Raw genomic sequence first — 22,774 nt, 5'->3', positions numbered from 1 at the left:
GTCTTGCATGGCGATCGCTGGTGTCGCCAATGCCGCTCACGCGGCGGCTAATCCTTGCGCACCCGGCTGACGTTGAACCCCGTCGGTCGGGTAGCGCCGGAGAATCTATAGCGGCCCACCTCGACTGCCTGACTGTCTGGGCCTTCGCTATGCACTTCGCTGTTCAGTTTAAAGACCTGCGCTTCATCCAGCCCAGGTTCCAGGACCCGAATCACAGCCCGGGTGGCGCACAGCATCATCCGATATTGCGCTTGGCCATCGTTGAGCGGTGCCAAGGCACTGTACCAGCGCCCACGGGTTATCGAACCGTCGCCGTCTGAGTCCAGTTGCGCCTGTATCGCTGCATTCTTGTCTGTCCACAGCTGAGACGGCTGGTCCAGCCTGGCCTGGCTCAAGGCCTGCGACGGCGTGATCTCGCGACACCAACTGTGCTCTTTGAGTGCGCTGATGAAGCTCTGATTGAAGGCTTGGACGGTCATGCCAAAGCTCAGTGGCTGATCACAGCCATAGCGGTATTCGAGGCGGTCGATCCTGCCGAGTCCAGCTTCCTTGAACAACTGCCTGGCGTCGTCGAGGAAGCTGTGGTCGTCCAGTTCTCCGCATTCACGAGTGACCTGGACAACCTGGGTGAAGGTGCCCTGCAAGTCGAAGCTGACAGCGAAACTCATGTTTGCGCTTTCGCCGTAGCGCGCACGCAACCTGGCCACTGCACTGTCGAGCTGATCTTTGCGGGCCAGCATCGCCTGGACATGCTGGTAATTGCGGTAGTAGCGGCCTGGCACAGACCAGTCGACTTGCACGGCGATGTACAGCATTGCGCTGAGGCCGAGCAATACCAGCAGCAGGCGTGTTCGTTTGGGCATATTGGTCACAGTTGCAAGGTTGCGCACAGTATCGGCGACGAGTTGGCTGGCTTGAGCGTTATCCTGCAATAGCGTCCGGCATATGCCTCGCCAGCGCCCCAGGTGCAGGCAGCAGGCAAGCCGGCGCTGAACAGAACACACGTGCCCGCCGCCCAAATCGCCTCAAGCAATCGACTTGCCCAACAACAGATCGGCCGCTTTCTCGCCGATCATGATCGCCGGGGCATTGGTGTTGCCGGTGATCAGCGTCGGCATGATCGAGGCATCGGCCACCCGCAGGCCCTCAAGCCCGTGTACACGCAGTTGATCGTCGACCACCGCCAGGTCGTCGTGGCCCATCTTGCAGGTGCCGACCGGGTGGAACACCGTGCCCAGATTGGCGCGAATCCAGGTTTCGATCTGGCTGCGGCTGGTGACCTGCGGGCCGGGCACCAGTTCGCCCTTGAGGTGTCGGGCAAAACTCTCGGTGGCGACCAGTTTGCGGATCAGTTGCACGCCCTGAACCAGCGTGTCGAGGTCCGCCGGGTCGCTGAGAAAGTTGGCTTCGATCAGCGGTTTGTCATGCGGGTCTGGTGAGTTCAGGCCGATCCGCCCGCGGCTGCGCGGGTGCATCACTGCCACATGCAGGCTGATACCGTGACCGACCGGGATGACGCGCTGCGGCTGGTTTTTCAGCGCCGGGGCGACGATCACGCCGATTTCCGGTGAGGCGGCTTGTGGGTCCAGGCGCAGAAAACCACCGGACTCTACGGTGTTCGAAGTCATCGGCCCACGGCGGCCAAACAGATACTGCAATGGCGACAGCGCGAGCCTGCCGATGCCTTTGCTGCTGAGCCCGTAGCCCAGCTCGGCATCTGAGCGGTACATCAGCACCACGTCCTGATGGTCCTGCAGGTTTTCCCCGACACCGGGCAGTTCGTGCTGTTGCGCAATGCCGTGACGGGCCAGTTCGGCAGCCGGGCCGATACCGGACAGCAGCAACAACTGGGGTGAGTTGATCGCGCCGGCGCTGAGAATCACTTCACGGTTGGCCAGCAGTTTTATCACCTCACCGTCGTGGCTGACTTCGGCGCCGGTCGCCCGTTTGCCCTCCAGCAGTACCCGATGGGTCAGGGTGCTGCTGAGAATGGTCAGGTTGCGGCGTTGCAGGATCGGATGCAGAAACGCTCTGGAGGCGCTGCAGCGTTCGCCGTTGATCTGGGTGACATGGAACGGGCCGATGCCTTCCTGTTGCTCGCCGTTGAAGTCGGCGTTATAAGGCCAGCCCAGCTCGGCGGCGGCCTCATAGAACACCTGATTGACCGGGCTTGGGCTGCGCTGCTCGGCGACGTTGAGTTCGCCACCACGGCCATGCCATTGCGACTCGCCCGGCTCGAAGTGTTCGCTGCGGCGAAAGTACGCCAGCAACTCATCGTAGCTCCAGCCACGGTTGCCCGCAGCGGCCCAGCGGTCATAGTCATTGCGGTCACCACGGATGTAGATCATCCCGTTGATTGCGCTGGAGCCACCCCAGACCTTGCCGCGCGGGCAGGGGATTTCGGGGTTGGTGACGCCGTTCTGCGGCGCGAAGCGGTGCATCCAGTTCCACTTCGGGTTGGCGATCAGGCGGATGATCCCGGCGGGTGTGCGGATGTAGCCGGCCGGCAGCGGGGTGCGGTCGCTGGGGCCGGCTTCCACCAGGCAGACTGAAACCGATGGGTCGGCTGACAGTCGGTTGGCCAGTACGCAGCCGGCGGAACCTGCGCCGATTACGATGTAGTCGAAGCTGCGTTGAGTGAGGGTGGTCATAGGGTGTACCTCATAATGCCAAGTGCTGGTGAAGCCCGCGCACGCGCGCGGGCTCCACGTTTTTTCTGGTCTGGGTCGGGTATCAGGCCTGGCCTGTCTTGGCGGGCAGAGCGCCCGCAAGGTTTTTGCGGGCCAGCACGGCGGGTGCGGTTTCTTGCAGAAACAGCGACAGCAAACCGGCCAGCAGCGCGCCGCCGCAGGAGATCCACATGATGATTGACAGGCCGAAGCGGTCAGCGGCAAAGCCGGCGATGGTCGGTGCCACGAAGCCGCCAATCAGTTCGCCAAGGCCCATGATCAGGCCCAGCGCGGTGGCGATGCTGCCGCGGGCCACGGTCTCTGCCGGAATGGTGGCCATGAACAGGGTGAAGCAGCCCAGCCCTGTGTAGGTCAGCACCAGCAATGCACCGAGACTGATGGCATCGGGCGCATACAGCAGCGCAATCGGGCAGGCTGCCGCCAGCAGCGAAAAAATCACCAGGGTCGGACGACGGCCGAGCCGGTCGGATATCGCCGCCACGCCGAAGCCCCAGATCACCCAGGCGACGCCCAGGCAACTCATCAGGGTGCCCATGGTGCTGGCACTGAAGCCACGGATGCTGACCAGAAAGATCGGCGTGAAAGAGATCAGCACTACAAACCAAGTGACGAAGGTGCAGCTGATCAACGTGCAGAGCATGATGTTGCGGATCTTCAACAGGGCAAAAATGCTGACTTTGCCGGTTTCGCTGTTGGTGGGCTGCGCCGCCGGGCGTGGTTCGTCAGGTTTTACGTAGCGCCAGATCAGCCAGGCGATCAGCAGCCCAGGCAGCAGCGAAACGATGAACGCGTGACGCCAGCCGAATGCCTCGGCCAGGGCCACCAGCACTGGTGGGCCGACCACCGCGCCGAGCAGGCCGGCGGCCGAGCCTTGCAGCAGGCCCATGTTCAGGCCGCGCCGATGCGGCGATGACGCCTCGACCATCAGCGATTGCGACAACGGCAGGATCGGCCCTTCGGCCAGCCCCATGATGGCGCGAAACAGCAGCAGGCTGAGGAACCCTCCGACCAGCCCGGACACTGCCGAACACAGTGAAAACAGAATAACCGCCACGATCAGCACCGGCTTGCGCTTGCCGTGGCGGTCGGACCAGGCACCGACCACCAGCCCGGAAATCGCCCAGGCCAGCGCCAGTACCGAAGACAGCATGCCCAAGTGGCTGTTGTTCAGTTGCAGCTCCTGCTGCATGAACGGAAACAGAAAAGACAGCGCCAGACGATCGAAAAAGACGAAGCCGAAAGTCAGGAACAGGATGCACAGCAAAGTGTTTTCATAGCGGGCGGTATTATTTTTATACGCCATGTCGTTCTCCAGGCCAGGGGCCAGTCACAGAGGCAGAAAATCGTCTAGCTCAAGGGCGTGCTCAGGGTGGCCGGGCAGCGCGCTGTCGCAAGGTGGTGAGCATGGTTTTTCCCGGTCTTGTCAGGGCCAGACAAACTCTATCTGCGGCCCGAAATCGGGGTTTGATCTGAACGGTCAGGATGTTTGTGGTTTCCTGACATCGGTTTCCCAAAGGCTGGAAAGGGTAAAAGTGCGACCGTTGACGCTTGAATGTTCACATGTTAATCATGTGTTTGCGGCTTCGATGCCCTGCCATACAGAGAACAATAAAATGCCTGCCACGACAGTGCTTGAAACACGGCGAGCCAGCACCCTCGATCTACCTGTCGAGCAACGCTTGGCTTTTTGGGATGACTACAATGCGTCGATTCTGGTTGGCCTGAAGTGTTCGTCCTTTGCCCAGACAGGATTGACGGCCACCCAAGACAACCTGTGTCTTGATCGATTACGGCTGGCGCGCATCGACGGCAATGAACATGTGGTCGAACGCAGCCTGCCGATGATTCGGTCGACGCCCAGCGAGTCCATCTTTGTCGCGTTGGTGCAGCACAGTCAGTCGTTCTTTTACCAGGGCGACAATTGTCTGCTGTTACAGCCCGGTGACCTGTTGCTTTATCGAAATGACAAACCTTACCTGTTTGGTTTTTCCGGGCCGATGCGTTTGTTTATCTTCGATATGCCGGCCAGTGACTTTGCCGAACACTGCCTGCGTGATTTGCAGGGCGCGGTCAGAGTGGGCGCCGAAAGTCCGGTGCAACGCTTGCTGGTTCGCTCATTGGGTGAGCGGGTCGATGGCTTTTTCGATGCCCCCCGTCATGAACAGGCCGCTCGCTTCCAGACTGAGACTTACGACCTGCTGGCCAGCATCATCAGCGACCACGCCGGCGAGCACCGGGCCAGCGCGCTGAGCGCGGCCTACCTGCTGGCTGCCAAACAGTATATTCAGCAGCACCTTGATGACCCGGCGCTCAGTTGCGAGCAGGTCGCGGCGGCCACCGGGGTCTCCAGTCGCCACCTGGCGCGGTTGTTCGCCCAGGAAGGCGGGGCGCCGGGCCGTTACTTGCTGGAAAAGCGCCTGGCGCGTGCCCGGCAAATGCTCGCTTCGCCTATGGGCGCGCGTTTGGGTGTGGCTGAAATTGCCTATTGCAACGGGTTCTCCAGCCAGGCGCACTTTGCCCGCTCTTTCAAGGCGCGTTATGGCGTGACGCCCAGCGAAGTACGGCGGGGTTGATGTAGCTGGCCACCGGATTGGCAGAAAATGCCAACAATCGTGGCCGCGCGGGTCAAACAGGCACTTCTGATGGGTTGTTTAATATCACGGTAAGCCGGTGTGTAGCAGGGGATAACCGTCATCTTGTTATCAGGGTGATGGCCAGTTTCCCTGAGCGCACTGTCACGGCGGTCAAATTTTAAATAACTGATCAAGCAACTTCATGGCCTCTAGGTACATGTAAACGTGCCGGGGTATGTGTGCGCGATGACAACTAACCATAACAATAAATGAGGTTGGTCATGAGAAACATTGGCTCTTGCTCGTGTGCAAGTTTTGGCTTGCTGATGGCGGCTCAGTTCGCCCAGGCGGATGTGCGTCCCGACCCCGGTGATTACACCGCGTTACCGAAGGGCACTAACGCCGTCGTGCTCTATCAACAGAATCCGCGGGGGGAGGCGCAGTATTCCGGTGGCGAAAAAGTTGCCGATGACCTGGGGCTGAAAATGACCGTGGGTGTGTTGCGCCTGATCCACTTCACGGATTTTTTTGGCACTGGCTACACTTGGGATCCGCAGATCGTGATCCCGTTCGGGCATCAGGAGGTAGGTCTGATCGACAGCAAGAACACCGGCATCGGTGACATCACTTTCGGCGGTACGGTATGGACCATCGCTGATCAGGCGCGTAATGAACATCTGGGCTGGTCGGTGTTTGTCACGGCCCCCAACGGTGCAGACAAAGACCAGGGCTTTGCCTTGAGCAATAACCGCTGGGCACTGGACCTGCAGGTCGGCTATATCAAGGGCCTGACCGACCGCATCACCTGGGACGTGATCGCCGAGACCGAGTTCTATGACAATCAGCGTTCCACTGACGCAAAGAAAGAGCCGTTGCTGCAACTGCACAACCACTTGCGCTACAACTTCACCCCGCAAACCTACGCGGCGCTGTCTTACCGGCATAACTGGGGCGCCAGAGAAACACTGGACGGGCGCACACTGGCAAGCCGTCACGATAACGGCACTGTAGGTTTTACCGTGGCGACCATGCTCAGTAATCAGTTACAGGTGTTGGGGCAAGTGCAGCGGGATACTTCGATTCGTGAAGGGGTCAAGATCGACCATTCGTTGCAGTTTCGCCTGGCCTATTTCTACTGATACAAGCGCCTGCGTGTTTCACTGAGCAATTTTTTCCAAGACTTGTCCTGGGCAGGCTGTTTTGATGGCGCTGCGCTGATCCTGCACGTTCACGGCGGGCGCCTGTCTGGCAGTTGTTCAAGGAAACGATGATGGAATTTGGTAACGGTTTTTTGCTCAGCCTTTCGCTGTGCCTGGAGATTGGCCTGGCCAATATGGCGATGATCAATCTGGCGATGCAGCGCGGTTTTTCCCAGGGCGTATGGCTGGGCATCGGCACCTGTGTCGGTGATCTGCTCTACGCGGTGTTGGCCATGGCCGGGATGGCTGTCCTGTTGCAGATCGAGTGGGTGCGCTGGGTGCTGTGGCTCGGTGGTTCGCTGGTGCTCGGTTACCTGTGTGTGAAGATGCTGCGCAGCGCCCTGAACGTGCGTGCAGACAACCTGCAGGCGGCGGGTGATCAGTGGGGCCGGAGCAACCTGGCGCTGTTTTCTCGCGGCATCATCCTGGCGATGTCGTCGCCCAGCGCAATCCTGTGGTTCGCTGCAGTGGGCGGCGCAATCATCGCCCGGCAAGGCGCCGACATGACCGGCGCCGGCCTGTTCCTCGGCGGGTTCTTCACTGCCGGGGTGTTCTGGGCATGCGCGTTGTGCCTGCTGGCGGCACAGGGTGGGCGGCTGCTGGGGCCGCGGCTGATGAAGTACACCTACATCGGCTCGGCGCTGATCTTTGCTTACTTTGCCGTTTACGTCGTGCTCACCGGCTACCTGGAGTTTTTCCCGGCTTCACCGCCAGCAAGCATCGAGCTGTAGCCCAGCGGCGATGCGCCCATCACTTTACGGAAGGCGTTGCTCAGATGGGCCTGATCGAAAAAGCCCAGCTCTGCGGCAACCCGTGCCGGCGGCTCGCCATGGCGTAGACGCTTGCGGGCTTCGATCAGGCGCAACTGCTGGAAATACTGCATGGGCGGCAACTGCGCGGCGGCCTTGAAGCTGCGTACCAGATGAAACTTTGACACGTTGGCTTCGGCGCAGAGGTCTTCGAGTTCAAGCGGTTCATTGAGGTTGGCCTGCATGAAGCGGATCAACTGCCCGACGCGCGCCGGCTCCGCTGGCTTGGCGGCCGACGTCGTGAGCCGCGCCAGCTCGCTGACCAGGCTCAGCAACGCTTCTTCAACATCAAGCGTGTCGAGGCACTGATAAAGCCCGGTGATGGCACCGAACAGTGCGGTATCGCTCAGCGCGCCTTCGTGCAGAATCGGCAGGGCATGCGTGCTGGCGGTTTCGCTGAGTGCCGAGTGCAGCGTCTGTGCGTCAAGGTGCAGGCTGATGAACTGCACCCCCTCGGCGGTAAACTCCGACGCCTGAATGGTCATGGGGTTGTACAACGTGACCTGACCCGGACTGACCTGCTGCTGGCGACCGTCGAACCAGATCCGTTCGTGACCGCGCAGGTTGGCGCTGATGACATACTCTTCATGGGCATGTTTCGGGTAGCCGGTGTTCTGCGCTGTTACCTTCGAGCACTCGATGTGCGCGATGCGGGTCAGATGTTCCAGTGTCACAGGCATGGGCAGGCTGTCTCAAACGTGCGTGCAGCCAGTATCTGGCAGGTGCGGATTCTATGACAACACCTTGCCCACCCGCATATTGATCGGCCAACTGATGGTTCTGGTGTCGGTTGCATCGCCCCACATGGCCGCCAGGTCTTGGGCAAAGCGCAGCAGTAGGTCCTGTTGAGCGTCCTGTTGGGCCTTGCGCACCGCCGACCAGGTCGAGACATAGCCCAGAAACGCGGGCAAGTCCCAGTCCAGTTTGATGCTCAAGGCAGGTGCAGTGACCGGCTCGAAGGGAAACGCCAGGGTCTGGTAACCCTCGTCGACCAGCTTGCGCTCGGCCGGCCAGTACGGGCCGATCTCTTGCCAGTAGAACTGCGCAAAGCGCTTGCCCAATTCGCCTTCAAGACCCAGCACGCCATAGCTGATCAGTGCCAGCACCGCGCCGCGCTCGGCAATGCGCCGTACCTCGTTGTAGAACACCGGCAGGTCGAACCAGTGCGCGGCCTGGGCGGCGGTGATCAGGCTGGCACTTTGGTCGGGCAGCGGAATGCTTTCGGCCGGGGCGCATTGGTAAGTGATATTGCTATGCGCCACGGTGTGGGCGATCTGCTCGGCGCTGGGGTCGAACCCTGCGACCTGCGAAAAATGCCCGGCCAGTTGCTGAGTGAGCTGGCCATTGCCGCAACCGACGTCCACCGCCAGGGTCCGGTTCGGCGCGAGGCTGGCCAGGTATTCGCTCAGTGCAGCAGGGTAGTGAGGCCGATAACGCGAGTAATCAGCCGCGCCCTGATCGAACCAGTTATTGCTCATTGAGTGCTTTTCCTGCGCAGTGGTTGAGTTTCAGTTCTGTCAGCCGCTGGGCAAAGCCTTTCTGCTCCAGCGCCCGAGCGGCGTGTTGCAGTGCCTGACACAGCGGATAGCCGATCTCCTGTTCGAGGTTTTCGATCACCTGAAAAGTGGTTGCCCAGTGCTGCTCAAGGCGGGCGATCAACTGCTGGCCGTGGGCGGTCAGCTCGATGCGGCTCATACGTGCATCTGCCTGACGCTGGCGAGCAATCAGGCCCTCGCTCTCCATCTGACCCACCGTCTGGCTGATCGCGCCCTGGGTCAGGTGACTGTGGGCGGTGATCTGCGTCACGGTGCTGGCGCCGGCCTGAATGGCACGCAGCACCGGCGTGAAGCGCGCCCGGTAGTCCAGGCCCATCTGCTGGTAGTGGTGTTGCGCGCCGTGCTCTACCAATTCGTTGACATAGCGCAGCAGTTCACCCAGGCCGGGTTGTTTTTTCTCGGACATGCGGGCCTCCTTGGGCAATGCGTGAAAACTACATTAGCGCTAATGTAATTGGCAAGCGCTGTTTCAGAACCTGTGCTGGCCTGGCAAGCGGCGCGTGGAGTAAGGTGAGGCGCTGCATCATCTTGTGAAGGATCTGTCGATGCCCAACGCTCTGCTGCGTCCTGAACCGGCGCCACTCTTGGCGCCAGGAGAAACCGTCGTGCTGTTCGATGGGGTGTGCAAGCTGTGCAACGGTTGGGCGAGGTTTCTGATCCGCCACGATCAGCACCAGCGTGTGCGGCTGGCCACCGTACAATCGCCCGAAGGGCAGGCGCTGTTGGCCTGGGCCGGTTTACCGCTGGATCGTTTTGAAACCATGGCGGTGATTCGCGACCGGCACTGTTGGCTGCGCTCTGATGCGTTTTTCGAGGTTCTACGGCAGTTGCCGGGTGGCTGGCCGCTGCTTGGGGTGTTCAGGTGGCTGCCGGTGCGGCTGCGTGACACCGGTTACGCCTGGATAGCGCGCAACCGTTATCGCTGGTTTGGCAAGTACGACCAGTGCCTGTTGCCGACGGCTGATCATCAAAAGCGGTTTTTGTAGCACGTCAGCCCCCGGTGCTCCGGTTGCTCGCGAAGACAGTGGCCCCGCAGGACTAATGCCGATCAGTTAAGGCGGTATGCTTCACTGCCTTGTTGCTGCCCTGTGGGAGCGAGCTTGCTCGCGAAAGGGCCAGTGAAATCAGCATATTAGCGGTCGGTTTCACGCCACCTTCGTCGGAGTGCCGCCCAGACCAAGGTCGCTCCTGCAAGGATCCCGCGCAGGCGCAATCAATGCGCCCTGGGCATCAATCGTGGTGCTCTTCACCCACAAAAGTCAGCGAGGTGAACAGCGCGCGTTTGCTGTAGTCGGCGTTGCCTTTGACTTCAACGCTGGTCTGGGCCGCTATTACGTTGAGGCCGGCGTTGCGCACCACCACCTGAGCGTTGCCCTGGGCGTCGGTTTCGCCGCTGGTTTCATCCGGCGCGCTGCGGTAGTCCGGGATCAGTTTGATGCCGGCGGCGGGTTTACCGTCAAGCAGCACTTTGACCGGCAGTGGTTTGCCAACGCCGATTTCCAGCGGGTCGGCCTGGGGCACGATGACCAGTTTCAGGGCGTCCAGCGCCGGCAGTTTCACGTGGTCGTTGATCGCCAGGCTGTACTTGCGGGCCTGCACGGCGTCGCTGCCGCCGGGGACTTTGGACAGTGGCTGGTTGACCCACTTGCCATCCTTGCCCTTGGTGTACACCCCCAGGTCCAGTTCAGCTGCCACTGCGGCTGCTTCGCCAGCCGGCTTGAGGCGGGCGTGGTCAGCCTGCGGCTCGATGGTCACGGCAACCGGTTTGCCGGTCTTGTCCCAGGCCCAGCCAGCGGTCACTTGTGCCGGCTTGTAAGCGGTGTCTTCAGCGCCTTCGCCAAAGACCACTTCGATATTGCCACGGCGTTGTTCGGTCCACAGACCGTGGGCGCTGGCCTGGGCTGTGAACAGAGTGCTGCCGATCAGGCTCAGGGCGAGCAGGGAGGGTTTGAGGCGCATGGTCGATCCTTGTCGATCAGGTTGAGAAAGCGGGCAGTGGAGCCATTCGTGTAATGGCGTAACTGAAAATGATTCCCGTTATCTCAGTGATCGCAGCAAGGCACAACAACATCTTGTTACTTGTTTGTAACAGGGTGATTCAAGGCTGTCAGGGTTCTGCGCAGCGCTTGTCCCAGGGGAGGGGAGAGCAACAGGCAGAAGCTGCCCGGCAGGTTCGCCGGGCAGATAACGCGGGTCAATCAGTCGTGGTGCTCTTTACCCACGAAGGTCAGGGAGGTGAACAGCCCGCGTGCTTCGATATCCGCGTCGCCCTTGACCGGCAAGGTCGCTTCAGCGGCGATGATGTTCAGGCCTTCATTGCGGATGATCACGTTGGCGCGGCCTTCAGCATCGGTTTCAGCGCTGACTGTGTCCGGTTCGCTGCGGTAGTCACCAAACAGCTTGATACCGGCGGCCGGCTTGCCGTCGATCAGCACCTGCACCGGCAGTGGCTTGCCCGGACCAACTTCCAGCGGGTCGGCCTGCGGCACGATGACCATCTTCAGCTTGTCCAGATTCGGCAGTTTGGCGTCATGCTCATAGATCGCCAGGCTGTACTTGAAGGTGTGAATCGAGTCGGTGCCGCCGGGCACTTTGCTACGGCCTTCGTTGATCCATTTCTTGTCCTTGTTGCGCGTCCACATGCCGTTGTCCAGCGCCACGGTCATCACCGCCGCAGGCTTGAGCGGCTTGAGGCGGGCGTGGTCGTCCAGTCGTTCGACGGTCACCGGAATCTGCTTGCCGGCCAGGTCGTACGCCCAGGCCCCGGCGACTTTTTGCGCCTTGAAGGCGTTGTCTTCAGCGCCATGGCCGTAGACCACTTCGATATTGCCGCGGCGTTGTTCGGTCCACAGACCATGGGCACCTGCCTGCCCGGCAAACAGCGCCGCACTGATGACGCTCAAGGCCAGCAGAGAGTGAGTCACGCGCATGATGAATCCTTTTTTTGTTGTTGATCAGAGGTTAAGGGTGAGGCTGACGGTGAAATTACGAGGTTCGCCGGGGGCAATCCAGTAGTTGCTGTAGGAGCGCTCGTAATATTTTTCGTCAAAGATGTTGTTCAGGTTCAGGCCCACAGTGACGTTGTCGGTGGCCTTGTAGTGAGCCAGCAGGTCAACGGTGTGGTAAGCCGGCAGTTCGAACGAAGTGCCCGCTTCACCGGAGCGGTCGCCCACGTAGCTGAAGGCCGCGCCGACATCTGAACCGCGCAGCAGGCCTTCCTGGAACTCATACACGCCCAACAGGCTGCCACTGCGCTTGGCCACCCCGAGAATGCGGCTGCCGGCCGGGATGCTGCGGTCGCCTTTGGTGACTTCGGCATCCACGTACGCCAAGGCGCCGATGACCCGGATCGCGTCGGTAAGCTGGCCGCTCAATTGCAGGTCCAGGCCCTGGCTGCGCGCCTTGCCAATGGCGCGGCTGGTGTCGCTGCCAGGGTCCAGCGCCAGGACGTTTTCCTTTTCGATATGGAACGCTGCCAGGGTGGTGCTCAGACGCTGGTCGAACAGTTCAGCCTTGATCCCGGCCTCGTACCCGACCCCTTCTTCCGGATCGAAGCTCTTGCCCGCCGCATCCAGCCCGTTGTTGGGCTTGAACGAGGTCGAGGCGTTAGCGAACAGACCGACTTGCGGGGTCAGTTGGTAGAGCAGGCCGGCGCGTTGGGTGAACGCGTCATGACGCTGCTGCTGGGTGGCGTTGCCGGCGTAGTTGTCGATCTGCTGGTCGAAGTGCTCGTAGCGCGCGCCGATCATGCCGCGCAATTTGTCGGTGAAGATGATCTGGTCTTGCAGGTTCAGCGCGCGGCTTTCTACGTGCTCGAAAAAGTCGGTGCCGGAACGCGCGCCAGTCGGTTTGGCCTGGCCGTAGACAGGGTTGTAGATGTCGATCGCGTAAGCGCTGCCGGCGATGGCGGTGACTCGTTCGTTCTTGCGGTAATTCTCGTATTCGGTGCCGATCAGCACTTCATGCTGCAGGGCACCGGTGTCGAAGAAACCGCGCAGTTCCAGTTGGGTAATGCTGTCGTGCCAGTTCATGTCGCGCTCGCGGTAACGGCGGTTGACCGTCCGGCCATCGGCGTTCAGCGCCCGCGATTCACTGGCGAAACCCGACAGTTCACCCTGCTTGTAATGGCTGGCCAGGCGCACCGACCAACTGTCGTTGAGCTTATGGTCCAGCGCGGCCTGGATCATGTTGTTGTCGTTGTCGATCTTGTCGTTCGGTTCACCCAGAAAGGTCGAACGCGATACACCGCTCCAGCGGTTGTTGGGCGCAACAATGCCACGGTCGAAGATCGAGTCGTGGCGCACGAACTCGGTCTGCACCAGCAGCGTGGTGTCAGGGTCAAGCTCCCAGCGCAGCGACGGGGCGACGAACACCCGATGGCTCTCGACGTGGTCGCGGAAGCTGTGATTGTCTTCCACCGCCAGGTTGACCCGGCTCAGCAGTTTGCCGTCGGCATCAAGCGGGGTGTTGACGTCCAGCGCGGTGCGGTAGCGATCCCAACTGCCGGCGCTGGCCTGCAGGGTGGTGAAGGCTTGCTGTTGCGGCTGCTTGGTGACCATGTTCACGGTGCCGCCCGGATCGCCACGGCCATACAGGCTGGCCGCAGGCCCCTTGAGCACTTCGATGCGCTCGATGTTGGCGGCGTCCGGGGTGGCGGGGTAGCCGCGGTTGGCGCTGAAGCCATCCTTGTAGAACTCCGAGGTGGTAAAGCCGCGGATGCTGTACTCGTAGAGGGTCAGGCCGCCGAAGTTGTTCTGCTTCGACACACCGCCGGCGTAATCCAGCGCACGCTCTACCTGGGTGGTGCCCAAATCCTTGAGTACGCTGGCCGGCACCACGCTGATCGACTGCGGGATGTCCTTGATCGCCGTGTCAGTCTTGGTCGCCGTGGCTGAGCGCGTGGCGCGATAGCCTTTCACCGCACTGGTCGCGGTTTCGTATTCGTGATCGGCGGTGACCGTCACGCTATCGAGTTCAATGGGGTCTGCGGCGTACAGCGGCGCGCCGAGCACGCCAAAGGCGAAGCCGGCAAAAGAGGCGAGTGTGCGGGAGGACATTGCGAGGGTTCCTGATCGTTATAGATACAATATAACATCCCTATCAGGAATTATTGCTATTTGTTTTTGCAGTGATCCGCCTATTTCGAACCTGCCCATTATTGCAATTGGCAATGCTTATCGTTTGCCATTAAGCTGGCGCACTTTTCGACAGCGTTCCTATGGCGCCGTGGTGGCTGGGTAAATGGAGCGGATCAATGGCAGATTCGGCAAAGGATCTCGATGCACTGCTCGCCTTGCGTCGTGAGCTGGTCAACTATGCCAATGGCATTACCGGTGACCGCATGCAGGCCGAAGACATCGTGCAGGAAGCTTATGTGCGGCTGATTGCCGGGCAGGGCGAACCCATCGAACAACCCGCAGCCTATGCTTACCGGGTGGTACGTAATCTGGCTCTGGACCTGATCCGCAGCCGTGCCCGCGAGCAGGCGCGGCACGCCTCGCCGCCTGACTGGCTGCTGCCGGCGGTGTTGAGCGACCCGGCCGACACCTGGCAGCACGGCATGGCCCTCGAACGCCTTGCCAGCGTGCTCGACAGCATGCCGGTCGCCAATCGGCGCGCCCTGGAGATGCACCGCTTTGGCGGCTACACCCTGGCGCAGATTGCCGAGCAGCTTGGGGTGTCGGTGACCAGTGCCCATCGTCTGCTGCGCGATGCGCTGGTGCGCCTGACCCGCGCGTTTGTACAGGAGTGTGACGATCAGGCGCTGCACGGAGGCAAACATGAGCGTTGAGCAGCAAACCGATCCGCTGGAGCAGGCTGCCGACTGGCAGATCCGCCTGGCTGAAGAGCCGCAGGCGTATGCCGAGTTCGAGGCCTGGCTGGCCGCTGACGAACGCCATCGGCAGGCCTGGCAACAGATGCAGGCGATGCTGGGCGCGTTGGGCGATGTGCCGGCCCGGGCGGTCGCTCACCCCTCGTTGCGTACTGCCAGACGGCCTGTCACTGGGTCCCGGCGTCGACGGCGCTGGCCCCAGGCGGCGCTGGCCGGTGCCGTGCTGGCCTTGATCATTGCTGTAGCGCCACAGGCCAGCCTGTTCTGGCGCGCCGATTACAGCACGGCAACCGCCATCACCCGTGAGGTGCGCTTGAGCGATGGCAGCCGCGTGCTGCTGGCTCCCGACAGCGCCATCAGCCTGTCGGCCGGGTCGCCGCGTCAGGTCACCCTGCTCAAGGGCCAGGCGTACTTCGAGGTGGCGCCCGATCCTGCCCGGCCCTTTGTTGCCAGCGCAGGAGAAATGTCGGTGCGGGTGCTCGGCACAGCATTCGACCTGAATCTGCAGGGCCAGCGCAGTGAGGTCGCGTTGCAGCATGGCCAGGTGCAGGTCGAGAACGCTCGTAAACAGTCGTCTCTGCAACTCAGTGAGCGCTTGCTGCCGGGTGAACGGCTGCAGGTCGATTGGGCGAGCGGCAAGGTGCAGCGCTCGACACTCGACCCGGCCCGGGTCGCGGCCTGGCGCCAACACATGCTGTATGTCGAAGACCTGAGCGTTGCAGAGGTCGTCGGGCGCATGCAGCGCTATGTGCCCGGCTGGATCGTGGTCGCCGATTCCGCACTGGCCAGTCGGCGCATCAGCGGGGTGTTCGATCTGCGCGACCCGGACCGGGCGTTGCAGGCCCTGGCGCGTTCGCTGAACGTGCCGCTGCAGACCGTTACGCCGTGGCTGCGGGTGTTGTGATCTGAGCGCAAAAACAGAAATCTGGAAAAAAATACCGGGCACGGCGTCTTTCTGGTGAATTTGAGAATTCATCTCGAATGCTAACCAGACGTAATCAAGGATTTTTGCCATGCCCGTGCCTCGTGTTCATCTGTTTCGCCCCGCCTCATCCCGCTGGCCGCTGGGCTGGCTATTGGGATGTGCGCTACTGAGCACGGCTGCCCAGGTGGCTGCCGAGCAGCGCCAGCGTTATGACCAGCCGGCCCAGTCACTGGCTGGCGCGTTGGGCGCCTTCGGAGCACAAAGTGGCATTCAGGTCAGCTTTGATGCCGAGTTGGCGCGTGATCTGCGGGCCCCGGCGCTCAAGGGCGTGATGAGTGAACAGGATGCGCTGCGCCAGCTGCTGCAAGATAGCGGGCTGGGCTGGAGCCTGACCCCGGAGCGTACGCTGCTGTTGTTCCGCCAGCCGGCTGAGCAGGGGGCGCTGAACCTGGCCCCTTCGACCATTCATGGCAGCGCGCAGGTCGAGACCGCCGCAGGACCGGTGCAGGGCTACCGCGCCACGCGCACCGCCACGGCGAGCAAGACCGATACCGCGCTGCGCGATATTCCTCAGTCAGTGCAGGTGGTGCCACGCCAGGTCATCGAGGATCAACAGCTTGACCGCCTGGGCGATGTGCTGGCCAACGTCAGCAGTGTGCAGCGCGGCAACAGCCATGGCGGCTCGTCGGAGAGCTTCGTGATTCGCGGTTTTCATGCCACCGGTTATGCGGTTGATGGCATGCCGCTCAATCCGTTGGCCTCGCGCCCGGAAGCGCTCAGCGACCTGGCCAATGTCGAGCGGGTCGAAGTTCTCAAGGGGCCGGCCTCGGTGCTGTACGGGCGGGGCAACCCCGGCGGGCTGATCAATCTGGTGACCCGCAAGCCGTCCTTTACCCCGCAGGCCAGCGCCAAGCTCCAGGCCGGTAGTGGTGATTTCTATCGTCTGCAAGCCAGCGCCAGCGGCGCACTGAACCCGGCCGAGACACTGGCCGGCCGGCTGACCGTCGCGACCCAGACCGACCGCGGCTTTCGCGATACCTTGCGCGACAGCAAACACAGTTACATCGCCCCGGCGCTGCGTTGGCAGCCCAGCGACAGCACTCGGGTCGATACGGGGCTGGAATACATCGACCAGAGCTCACCGTTTGACCGCGGCGCGATTCCCGTCAATGGCAAAATCAATCTGCCGGCCGACCGCTACCTGCACGAGCCATGGGCACGGGACAAGGCCGACAAATTCTCGCTCTGGTACCGCGCCGAGCATGACCTCAATGACTGGCTGAGCTTGCGCCAGATGACCCGCTGGGATGACTCGCACAAGGATCGCTATGTGGTCGACCTGCGCGGCCTGGCCAGTGACGGCCGGACGCTCAACCGGCGCGCCACGGATGGTGAAGAACGCATTCGCACCCTGGACATGCAGTTCGAGGCCATTGCGCGTTTCGCCACCGGCGCCGTGCAACACACGGCGCTGGCCGGGTTCGAGTACATCGATGGTCAGCGCGACACGTCCAGTTATCGGGCTTCGCTGGCATCACTGGATGTGTTCAGTCCGGTCTACGGCGCTACGCCGGGGCGCTTTGCCTTCCAGGAGCGAGTGCGCTACGACCTGCAGTCCTACAGCCTCTACCTGCAAAACCAGATCGAGTTCAACGAGCAATGGGAGCTGCTGCTCGGTGCACGCTACGATGACACCCGGCAGACCAGTAAGGCGCTGGATGCCGACGACCTCATTACCCGCACCGACGTTGAGCCGGAGCAACTGTCACCGCGTGTCGGGGTGGTCTGGCAACCTGAGCACTGGTTGGCCCTGTATGCCAGCTACAGCACTTCATTCTCTCCACAGACCGCCAAGACCCGCACCGGGCGGGTGCTCGACCCCGAACAAGGCGTGCAATATGAGGTCGGCGCCAAATTCGACATCATTCCCGAGCAGCTCAGCGCGACCCTGGCCGCTTTTGAAATCGTCCGCGAGAACGTTGCCGCCAGCGACCCGAGTGACAGCGAATACGCCGTGCAGACCGGCGAGCAGCGCGTGCGCGGTGTCGAGCTGGACGTCACCGGCAACCCGCTGCCGGGCTGGCAGATTATTGGCAACCTCAGCGCCCTGAACGCCGAAGTCACCCAGGACACGGTGATAGCTGAGGGCAACCGCCTGACCGGGGTGCCGACGCTCAGCGGTTCGCTGTGGTCCAGTTACCAGTTGCAAGAGGGCCGTCTGCGCGGCCTGGGTTTTGCTGGCGGAGTGATCTTCGCCGGCCAGCGCGAGGGTGATCTGGACAATAGCTATGATGTGGGCGGCTATGCGCGTTTCGACGCCGGCCTGTTCTATGACCTCAATGAGCACGTACGACTGTCGCTCAACGGTCGTAACCTGACCGATCGCAAATACATCGAAACGGTGGCCGGAACCGATGGCAATTACTATGGCGAGCCGGCCCATGTGCTGGCCAGCCTGAGCTTGAGTTACTGAGAGGCTGGCCGGACTATGCTTGAATGGCGCTCACCGACCTACAGGATGTACACCGATGCAAAGACTGACCGCCAAAGACTTCGCCCCGCAACTGCTGGAGCTCTACGACTACTACGCCCACGGCCAGATCAACCGCCGCGAGTTTCTCGACCGGGCGGCGAAGTTCACTGCCGGCGGCCTGACCGCCGTCGGCGTACTGGCAGCGCTCAGTCCTGACTATGCGCTGGCCGAGCAGGTGCCGTTCACTGACCCGGACATCGTGGCCGAATACGTGAGCTACCCGTCGCCCAATGGCCACGGTCAGGTACGTGGTTATCTGGTACGTCCGGCCAAGGCCAGCGGCAAACTGCCGGGCGTGGTGGTGGTCCATGAAAACCGCGGCCTGAATCCGTATATCGAAGACGTGGCGCGGCGCGTCGCCAAGGCCGGCTTCATCGCCCTGGCCCCTGATGGCCTGAGCTCTGTGGGCGGTTATCCGGGCAACGACGACAAGGGCCGCGAGCTGCAACAGCAGGTCAACCCGGAAAAACTGCTCAACGATTTCTTTGCCGCCCTGGAATGGTTGATGGCCCATGACGCCACGACCGGCAAGGTCGGCATCACGGGGTTCTGTTATGGCGGTGGGGTCGCCAATGCGGCAGCCGTGGCTTATCCGGAGCTGGGCGCGGCAGTGTCGTTCTACGGTCGCCAGCCCAAGGCCGAAGATGTGCCGCGGATCAAGGCGCCAGTGATGATTCATTACGGCGAACTGGACACCCGCATCAACGAGGGCTGGCCGGCCTATGAGCAAGCGTTGCAAGCGGCCGGCACCACCTACCAGACTTACATCTACAAAGGTGCCAACCACGGCTTCCACAACGACTCCACGCCGCGCTACGACGAAGCAGCGGCCAGGCTGGCCTGGGAACGGACGCTGGAGTGGTTCAAGCGTTATCTTGCTTGAAGGCGCGCGGCGGGACCGCCGTGCTATCGCGGGCCAATACGGGTTAAGGCCCACTCGGCCCGGTGGGAGGCAGCTCTGCAGGCGAAGACGGCGGTACATTCGAAGCCAATGTGCCGATTTCACGGGCCTCGTCGCGAGTAGAACTCCCTCCCACCGGGACCGAGCCAGATCCGAAATCGCTTAACTGATCGGTATCACTCTTATCTGGGGATCAGTTACGGCTGCGTTTTTGCAGGTTTTTGAGTTGCTGGCTGGCACGCAGTACGGCGGCCATTTTTTCCGGGCGTTTCATGCGTTTCCAGTTACGGATGTCTTGCCGGGTCCGGCCGCAACTGACGCACAGCTCGCCACTGAGCTGGCATTGGGACGTGCAAGGGTTGTCGATTTCCTTGGCCATTTCAGGCGCGTCTCGAACGACGCGCCAGGCGTTTTTGCCAGTCACCGGCGTGGCTGTGCTGGCAGGCTTGTTCGCTGTCACAGGACACATGCCGTTCAATCTGTTGCAGCCGCACACCGGCTTCACTCAGGGCCATGGCGGTAAAGTCATTCATGCGTTGCATCTGCCCGGCGGCCAATGCGGCCTGGCGGTTGGCTTCGCTGTCGAACACCCAGATGACTTGCAGGCTGTCCGGAAAGTTGGCGTAGTCGACCACATGGGTCAGCCACTGGAAACCGAGCAGTTCGGCCTTGGCGGTTTCGCAGGCTTCGGTCAGGGTCTGGCTCAGCAGGCGTTCAAGGTGCGCTTGTTCGCGCTTGGATATGGACATACGAGGTGGCAGTGTGGAAAAAGGCCGACCAGTGTGTCACGGGACCGGCCTTTTTGCAGAGGTGGACGCGCCTTATTTGGCTTGTTGGGCGAAGTGATCCACCTGTTCCGGCTTGATCAACTGGAAGGGCACCCAGACTTCACTTTCGACCGGCTCGCCTTTGATCAGCTTCACTGCGGCCTGCATTGCCCCTTCCGCCTGGGCTTTCGGATCCTGATACACCGAGGCTGCCAGTTGGCCACGCTTGATAGCGATCAGGCCATCGGGCAACCCGTCGATACCCACCACCGGTATCGATCCCTTGGTCTTGCCCGCCTGTTGCAGTGCCATTGCCGCGCCGATGGCCATCTCATCGTTGTTGGCAACGATGGCGTCGATTTTGGTTCCGGCCAACAGCCAGTTGCTGGTCAGGTCCATACTGCGGCTGCGCTGCCACTCAGCGCTCTGTTGCTCGATGATCTTGATGTCCGGGTAATCCTTGAGCACCTGTTTCACGCCGTTGGTACGACCCAGCGTGGCATTCTGTGCCAGGTCACCCATGATGATCGCCAGATTGCCCTTGCCACCCATTTTCTCGGCCAGAAAGCCCATTTGCAGTTGCCCGGCTTCTTCTTCACGCGACCCTACGGCCACCACCCCCTTGGGTAACTCCGGCTGGTCCGGGCGGCGATTGACGTATACCAGTGGGGTCTTGGCCTGCACCGCCGCCGCAGTGACCCGGGCGACCCCGGCGGTGTCGGCCGGCAGTACAATGACGGCATCGACCTTCTGGGTAAGAAAGTTCTGCACCTGGTTAAGCTGGCGTACCACGTCGCCCTGAGCATCTTCGATCTGGATCTGCACACCGGCCTTGAGGGCGGCGTCATTCAGGCCGTTGCGGATGTAAGTCATGAAGTTGTCGTCCACCCTGGCGATGCTGACCCCGATACGGTATTCGGCCAGTGCCATGGAGCTGAACAGCAAGCCGGCAGTGACTGCGAAAAGCTTGGTAAAGCGCATGGTGAGTATCCTTTTTGTTGTTATCGGAAAACGTGCGCAGGGTTTTACAGGCTGAACGCTTCACGCAAGCGCTCGATGGCCAGGAGCGGATCGCCCGAGGCCCAGCCTTCCAGGCCGATCACGCCGCGATAGCCCATGGCATCAAGCGAGCGGGCAATGGCCGGGTAGTTGATTTCACCGGTGCCCGGTTCCTGGCGCCCCGGCACATCGGCCACCTGGATCTCGCCAATCGCGCTGCCGGCGCGCTGTACCAGTTCAATCAGGTTACCTTCGCCAATCTGGGCGTGGTACAGGTCGAGGTTGAGTTTCAGGTACGGACTGTCAACCGCCTCGATCAGCGCCAGGGTATCTTCGGCGCGGGCGAAGGGCGTGCCAGGATGATCGACCGCTGTGTTGAGGTTTTCCAGCAGGAATACCTTGCCTGCGTCCTCACCCAGGCGGGCGATTTTCTCCAGGGTTTTGCAGGCGCTCAGCCACATGCGCCCGCTGACCTTCTGCACCGGGCGTACCGGCAGGCCCTTGTCGTCCAGGCCGGTACCGTGCAGGTTGAGACTCGGACAGCCCAGACGTTCGGCTACTGCCAGCGACTGTTGGGCAGTGGCAAGCAGACGGGCAATGCCATCGGTTTCGGTCAGGTTGCCGTCGATGTAACCGGTCATGGAAGTGAAGTCGGCACCGGTGGCGATCAGCGCATCAATGTCTTTGTTCGTCCAGTTCCAGATCTCTACACTCAGGCCCAGCTCATGGATACGTCGCACGCGTTCGATGAAGGGTTGGTCGACAAACAGCATTTCAGCGCTGGCTGCGAGTTTGAATGGGCAGCGGCTCATGAGCGGGTCTCCTCGATGCGGATCGGTCGGCTTTGCAGTACCGAGTCGATACAGGCGCGAGCGATCACCAGTGCGGCGCGGGCATCCTCGCCACTGGCCAGCGGCTGGCTGCGATTGCGCAGGCAATCGGCAAAGTGATTGAGTTCGGCAATGTAGGCATCGCGCAGCAGGTCGGTGTCCATGCGCATGCTGTCGGCACTGATGCCTTCGGCTGTGTAACGGCGCAGGTCCGAGCAGTTGATGTCGCCCATGGTCAGCATACCGGCACTGCCGAATACCTCACCGCGCACGTCGTAACCGTAGACCGCCTGGAAGCTGGCCTCGGCACTGGCCAGGGCGCCGTTGTCGTAACGGATGCTCACCAGCGCGGTGTCCAGCAGACCGCTGGCTTTGTACTGCGGGGCGATCAGCGCATCGGCCATGACATTGACTTCCACGGCACAGGCGCCCGGGTTGAGATAGTTGAGGGTGTCGAAATCGTGGATCAGGGTTTCCAGAAAGATCACCCACTGCGGCGACGCGGCAGGGTTGCTCAGCGCCGGATCCCGGGTCAGTGAGCGCAGCAGTTGCGGGGTGCCGATGTGGCCTGCCAGAACTTCTTTATGGGCCTGACGAAAGCTCTTGGAAAACCGCCGGTTGAAGCCCACCTGCAAGACCACGCCGGCTTGCCTGGCTGCCTCGATGGCGCGGTCGGCTTCGTCGAGAGTGATGGCCATCGGTTTCTCGCAGAAGATGCCCTTGCCGGCGCGAGCGGCGCTGACGACCAGTTCGGCGTGGCTGCGCGCCGGCGAGGCGATCAGTACACCATCAATGTCCGGGTCGAGAATCAGTTGCTGTGGGTCGGTATAGACCCTGTCTACTCCCAATTCAACGGCCAGCCGGGCTGCCTGGCCGGGGGTTGGGTCGGCGATGGCTGCCAAGGTGGCACCGGGAATATGCCGGGCTGCTGTCAGGCCATGGAAGCTGCCCATGCGGCCAGCACCAATCAGGCCGAGGCGAAGAGTCTTGCTTGAGGTCATCGATAAAACTCCTTGTTGTTTTTCTGGGCCGGTTGTCGAACGACAGTCCGTGACAGCAAGAGAGCAACGCCTGTGCCAATTTTTAACTTATTGAAAATAAAGGCTTTATTTCGAATTATGAAGGCAAATATGTCTAATTTAATGACATGTCTATAATG

The 22,774-nt window shown here is 61.5% G+C and carries 22 protein-coding genes; 8 read left to right on the top strand and 14 right to left on the bottom strand.

Features of this window, described 5'->3' with window-relative positions:
- Positions 1 to 47 precede the first annotated feature (47 nt).
- From PSCI_RS25915 to PSCI_RS25905, 3 genes are all read right to left on the bottom strand, one after another.
- Complete coding sequence (locus PSCI_RS25915; protein ID WP_144403340.1) at positions 48 to 863, bottom strand: hypothetical protein; 816 nt, start codon at positions 861 to 863, stop codon at positions 48 to 50.
- 162 nt (positions 864 to 1,025) lie between these two features.
- Positions 1,026 to 2,651 (bottom strand): GMC family oxidoreductase, encoded by a 1,626-nt coding sequence (locus PSCI_RS25910; protein WP_045492522.1) that lies wholly within the window; start codon positions 2,649 to 2,651, stop codon positions 1,026 to 1,028.
- An 82-nt stretch (positions 2,652 to 2,733) separates the two neighbouring features.
- Positions 2,734 to 3,993: an MFS transporter gene (locus tag PSCI_RS25905; RefSeq protein WP_045492519.1), complete on the bottom strand. Its 1,260-nt coding sequence runs from the start codon at positions 3,991 to 3,993 to the stop codon at positions 2,734 to 2,736.
- Between the two features lie 310 nt (positions 3,994 to 4,303).
- On the opposite strand from PSCI_RS25905, the gene PSCI_RS25900 reads away from it, so the two are divergent.
- The 3 genes from PSCI_RS25900 (at position 4,304) to PSCI_RS25890 (ending at position 7,193) form a co-directional block, all read left to right on the top strand.
- Positions 4,304 to 5,263: an AraC family transcriptional regulator gene (locus tag PSCI_RS25900; protein WP_045492516.1), complete on the top strand. Its 960-nt coding sequence runs from the start codon at positions 4,304 to 4,306 to the stop codon at positions 5,261 to 5,263.
- A gap of 281 nt (positions 5,264 to 5,544) precedes the next feature.
- The gene (locus PSCI_RS25895; protein ID WP_045492513.1) at positions 5,545 to 6,402 is read left to right on the top strand and encodes a transporter; all 858 of its coding nucleotides are present in this window, start codon (positions 5,545 to 5,547) and stop codon (positions 6,400 to 6,402) included.
- A 131-nt stretch (positions 6,403 to 6,533) separates the two neighbouring features.
- On the top strand, positions 6,534 to 7,193 hold the full coding sequence (locus PSCI_RS25890; RefSeq protein ID WP_144403339.1) for a LysE family translocator: 660 nt from the start codon (positions 6,534 to 6,536) through the stop codon (positions 7,191 to 7,193).
- Here the strand turns inward: PSCI_RS25890 and PSCI_RS25885 are convergent.
- Genes PSCI_RS25885 through PSCI_RS25875 form a run of 3 tightly spaced genes read right to left on the bottom strand, consistent with a single transcriptional unit; the run spans position 7,145 to position 9,233 of the window.
- A complete protein-coding gene (locus PSCI_RS25885; RefSeq protein ID WP_045492507.1) occupies positions 7,145 to 7,951 on the bottom strand; it encodes a helix-turn-helix domain-containing protein in 807 nt (268 codons plus the stop codon). The two genes, PSCI_RS25890 and PSCI_RS25885, sit on opposite strands and share 49 nt — an antisense overlap.
- A gap of 51 nt (positions 7,952 to 8,002) precedes the next feature.
- Complete coding sequence (locus PSCI_RS25880) at positions 8,003 to 8,749, bottom strand: class I SAM-dependent methyltransferase (protein WP_045492504.1); 747 nt, start codon at positions 8,747 to 8,749, stop codon at positions 8,003 to 8,005.
- Complete coding sequence (locus tag PSCI_RS25875) at positions 8,739 to 9,233, bottom strand: MarR family winged helix-turn-helix transcriptional regulator (protein WP_045492501.1); 495 nt, start codon at positions 9,231 to 9,233, stop codon at positions 8,739 to 8,741. Before PSCI_RS25875 ends, PSCI_RS25880 begins: the two co-directional genes overlap by 11 nt.
- Positions 9,234 to 9,372: 139 nt before the next feature.
- On the opposite strand from PSCI_RS25875, the gene PSCI_RS25870 reads away from it, so the two are divergent.
- Positions 9,373 to 9,813, top strand: a complete 441-nt coding sequence (locus PSCI_RS25870) for a thiol-disulfide oxidoreductase DCC family protein (protein ID WP_045492498.1) — start codon at positions 9,373 to 9,375, stop codon at positions 9,811 to 9,813.
- 244 nt (positions 9,814 to 10,057) lie between these two features.
- On the opposite strand, the gene PSCI_RS25865 is transcribed toward PSCI_RS25870, so the two are convergent.
- The 3 genes from PSCI_RS25865 to PSCI_RS25855 form a co-directional block, all read right to left on the bottom strand.
- Positions 10,058 to 10,786 (bottom strand): DUF4198 domain-containing protein, encoded by a 729-nt coding sequence (locus PSCI_RS25865; protein ID WP_045492495.1) that lies wholly within the window; start codon positions 10,784 to 10,786, stop codon positions 10,058 to 10,060.
- A 239-nt stretch (positions 10,787 to 11,025) separates the two neighbouring features.
- Complete coding sequence (locus tag PSCI_RS25860) at positions 11,026 to 11,757, bottom strand: DUF4198 domain-containing protein (RefSeq protein ID WP_045492492.1); 732 nt, start codon at positions 11,755 to 11,757, stop codon at positions 11,026 to 11,028.
- A 24-nt stretch (positions 11,758 to 11,781) separates the two neighbouring features.
- Positions 11,782 to 13,884, bottom strand: a complete 2,103-nt coding sequence (locus PSCI_RS25855) for a TonB-dependent siderophore receptor (RefSeq protein ID WP_045492489.1) — start codon at positions 13,882 to 13,884, stop codon at positions 11,782 to 11,784.
- A gap of 197 nt (positions 13,885 to 14,081) precedes the next feature.
- Here PSCI_RS25855 and PSCI_RS25850 point away from each other — a divergent pair, with 197 nt between their 5' ends.
- The 4 genes from PSCI_RS25850 to yghX all read left to right on the top strand — a co-directional run bounded on the left by PSCI_RS25850 (position 14,082) and on the right by yghX (position 19,001).
- The gene (locus tag PSCI_RS25850) at positions 14,082 to 14,618 is read left to right on the top strand and encodes a sigma-70 family RNA polymerase sigma factor (protein WP_045492486.1); all 537 of its coding nucleotides are present in this window, start codon (positions 14,082 to 14,084) and stop codon (positions 14,616 to 14,618) included.
- Positions 14,608 to 15,564, top strand: coding sequence for a FecR family protein (locus PSCI_RS25845; protein WP_045492483.1), 957 nt, complete (start codon positions 14,608 to 14,610; stop codon positions 15,562 to 15,564). Before PSCI_RS25850 ends, PSCI_RS25845 begins: the two co-directional genes overlap by 11 nt.
- 109 nt (positions 15,565 to 15,673) lie before the next feature.
- Positions 15,674 to 18,058, top strand: coding sequence for a TonB-dependent siderophore receptor (locus PSCI_RS25840; RefSeq protein ID WP_052483539.1), 2,385 nt, complete (start codon positions 15,674 to 15,676; stop codon positions 18,056 to 18,058).
- A gap of 55 nt (positions 18,059 to 18,113) precedes the next feature.
- Entirely contained in the window at positions 18,114 to 19,001 is an 888-nt protein-coding gene (gene yghX, locus PSCI_RS25835; RefSeq protein WP_045492481.1) for a YghX family hydrolase, read from the top strand.
- A 211-nt stretch (positions 19,002 to 19,212) separates the two neighbouring features.
- On the opposite strand, the gene PSCI_RS25830 is transcribed toward yghX, so the two are convergent.
- The 5 genes from PSCI_RS25830 to PSCI_RS25810 form a co-directional block, all read right to left on the bottom strand.
- Entirely contained in the window at positions 19,213 to 19,398 is a 186-nt protein-coding gene (locus tag PSCI_RS25830; RefSeq protein ID WP_045492479.1) for a DUF1289 domain-containing protein, read from the bottom strand.
- A 1-nt stretch (position 19,399) separates the two neighbouring features.
- The gene (locus PSCI_RS25825) at positions 19,400 to 19,768 is read right to left on the bottom strand and encodes a hypothetical protein (RefSeq protein ID WP_045492476.1); all 369 of its coding nucleotides are present in this window, start codon (positions 19,766 to 19,768) and stop codon (positions 19,400 to 19,402) included.
- A 72-nt stretch (positions 19,769 to 19,840) separates the two neighbouring features.
- A complete protein-coding gene (locus PSCI_RS25820; protein ID WP_045492473.1) occupies positions 19,841 to 20,767 on the bottom strand; it encodes a sugar ABC transporter substrate-binding protein in 927 nt (308 codons plus the stop codon).
- A gap of 44 nt (positions 20,768 to 20,811) precedes the next feature.
- A complete protein-coding gene (locus PSCI_RS25815; RefSeq protein ID WP_045492470.1) occupies positions 20,812 to 21,597 on the bottom strand; it encodes a TIM barrel protein in 786 nt (261 codons plus the stop codon).
- A complete protein-coding gene (locus tag PSCI_RS25810; protein WP_045492467.1) occupies positions 21,594 to 22,616 on the bottom strand; it encodes a Gfo/Idh/MocA family oxidoreductase in 1,023 nt (340 codons plus the stop codon). Before PSCI_RS25810 ends, PSCI_RS25815 begins: the two co-directional genes overlap by 4 nt.
- Between the last annotated feature and the right edge of the window lie 158 nt (positions 22,617 to 22,774).

It is taken from the genome of Pseudomonas sp. StFLB209, assembly GCF_000829415.1.
Classification (GTDB): domain Bacteria; phylum Pseudomonadota; class Gammaproteobacteria; order Pseudomonadales; family Pseudomonadaceae; genus Aquipseudomonas.
The sequence above is the reverse complement of the archived record's forward strand: the minus strand, read 5'-3'. Positions and strand labels throughout refer to the sequence as shown.

What these genes read in the sequence shown, in the direction of transcription:
- PSCI_RS25815 (WP_045492470.1), bottom strand. Translation starts at nt 21,597, where the DNA reads ATGAGCCGCTGCCCATTCAAACTCGCAGCCAGCGCTGAAATGCTGTTT.
- PSCI_RS25915 (WP_144403340.1), bottom strand. Translation starts at nt 863, where the DNA reads ATGCCCAAACGAACACGCCTGCTGCTGGTATTGCTCGGCCTCAGCGCA.
- PSCI_RS25860 (WP_045492492.1), bottom strand. Translation starts at nt 11,757, where the DNA reads ATGCGCGTGACTCACTCTCTGCTGGCCTTGAGCGTCATCAGTGCGGCG.
- yghX (WP_045492481.1), top strand. Translation starts at nt 18,114, where the DNA reads ATGCAAAGACTGACCGCCAAAGACTTCGCCCCGCAACTGCTGGAGCTC.
- PSCI_RS25880 (WP_045492504.1), bottom strand. Translation starts at nt 8,749, where the DNA reads ATGAGCAATAACTGGTTCGATCAGGGCGCGGCTGATTACTCGCGTTAT.
- PSCI_RS25850 (WP_045492486.1), top strand. Translation starts at nt 14,082, where the DNA reads ATGGCAGATTCGGCAAAGGATCTCGATGCACTGCTCGCCTTGCGTCGT.
- PSCI_RS25865 (WP_045492495.1), bottom strand. Translation starts at nt 10,786, where the DNA reads ATGCGCCTCAAACCCTCCCTGCTCGCCCTGAGCCTGATCGGCAGCACT.
- PSCI_RS25905 (WP_045492519.1), bottom strand. Translation starts at nt 3,993, where the DNA reads ATGGCGTATAAAAATAATACCGCCCGCTATGAAAACACTTTGCTGTGC.
- PSCI_RS25875 (WP_045492501.1), bottom strand. Translation starts at nt 9,233, where the DNA reads ATGTCCGAGAAAAAACAACCCGGCCTGGGTGAACTGCTGCGCTATGTC.
- PSCI_RS25890 (WP_144403339.1), top strand. Translation starts at nt 6,534, where the DNA reads ATGGAATTTGGTAACGGTTTTTTGCTCAGCCTTTCGCTGTGCCTGGAG.
- PSCI_RS25895 (WP_045492513.1), top strand. Translation starts at nt 5,545, where the DNA reads ATGAGAAACATTGGCTCTTGCTCGTGTGCAAGTTTTGGCTTGCTGATG.
- PSCI_RS25825 (WP_045492476.1), bottom strand. Translation starts at nt 19,768, where the DNA reads ATGTCCATATCCAAGCGCGAACAAGCGCACCTTGAACGCCTGCTGAGC.
- PSCI_RS25820 (WP_045492473.1), bottom strand. Translation starts at nt 20,767, where the DNA reads ATGCGCTTTACCAAGCTTTTCGCAGTCACTGCCGGCTTGCTGTTCAGC.
- PSCI_RS25870 (WP_045492498.1), top strand. Translation starts at nt 9,373, where the DNA reads ATGCCCAACGCTCTGCTGCGTCCTGAACCGGCGCCACTCTTGGCGCCA.
- PSCI_RS25910 (WP_045492522.1), bottom strand. Translation starts at nt 2,651, where the DNA reads ATGACCACCCTCACTCAACGCAGCTTCGACTACATCGTAATCGGCGCA.
- PSCI_RS25885 (WP_045492507.1), bottom strand. Translation starts at nt 7,951, where the DNA reads ATGCCTGTGACACTGGAACATCTGACCCGCATCGCGCACATCGAGTGC.
- PSCI_RS25900 (WP_045492516.1), top strand. Translation starts at nt 4,304, where the DNA reads ATGCCTGCCACGACAGTGCTTGAAACACGGCGAGCCAGCACCCTCGAT.
- PSCI_RS25830 (WP_045492479.1), bottom strand. Translation starts at nt 19,398, where the DNA reads ATGGCCAAGGAAATCGACAACCCTTGCACGTCCCAATGCCAGCTCAGT.
- PSCI_RS25840 (WP_052483539.1), top strand. Translation starts at nt 15,674, where the DNA reads ATGCCCGTGCCTCGTGTTCATCTGTTTCGCCCCGCCTCATCCCGCTGG.
- PSCI_RS25855 (WP_045492489.1), bottom strand. Translation starts at nt 13,884, where the DNA reads ATGTCCTCCCGCACACTCGCCTCTTTTGCCGGCTTCGCCTTTGGCGTG.
- PSCI_RS25845 (WP_045492483.1), top strand. Translation starts at nt 14,608, where the DNA reads ATGAGCGTTGAGCAGCAAACCGATCCGCTGGAGCAGGCTGCCGACTGG.
- PSCI_RS25810 (WP_045492467.1), bottom strand. Translation starts at nt 22,616, where the DNA reads ATGACCTCAAGCAAGACTCTTCGCCTCGGCCTGATTGGTGCTGGCCGC.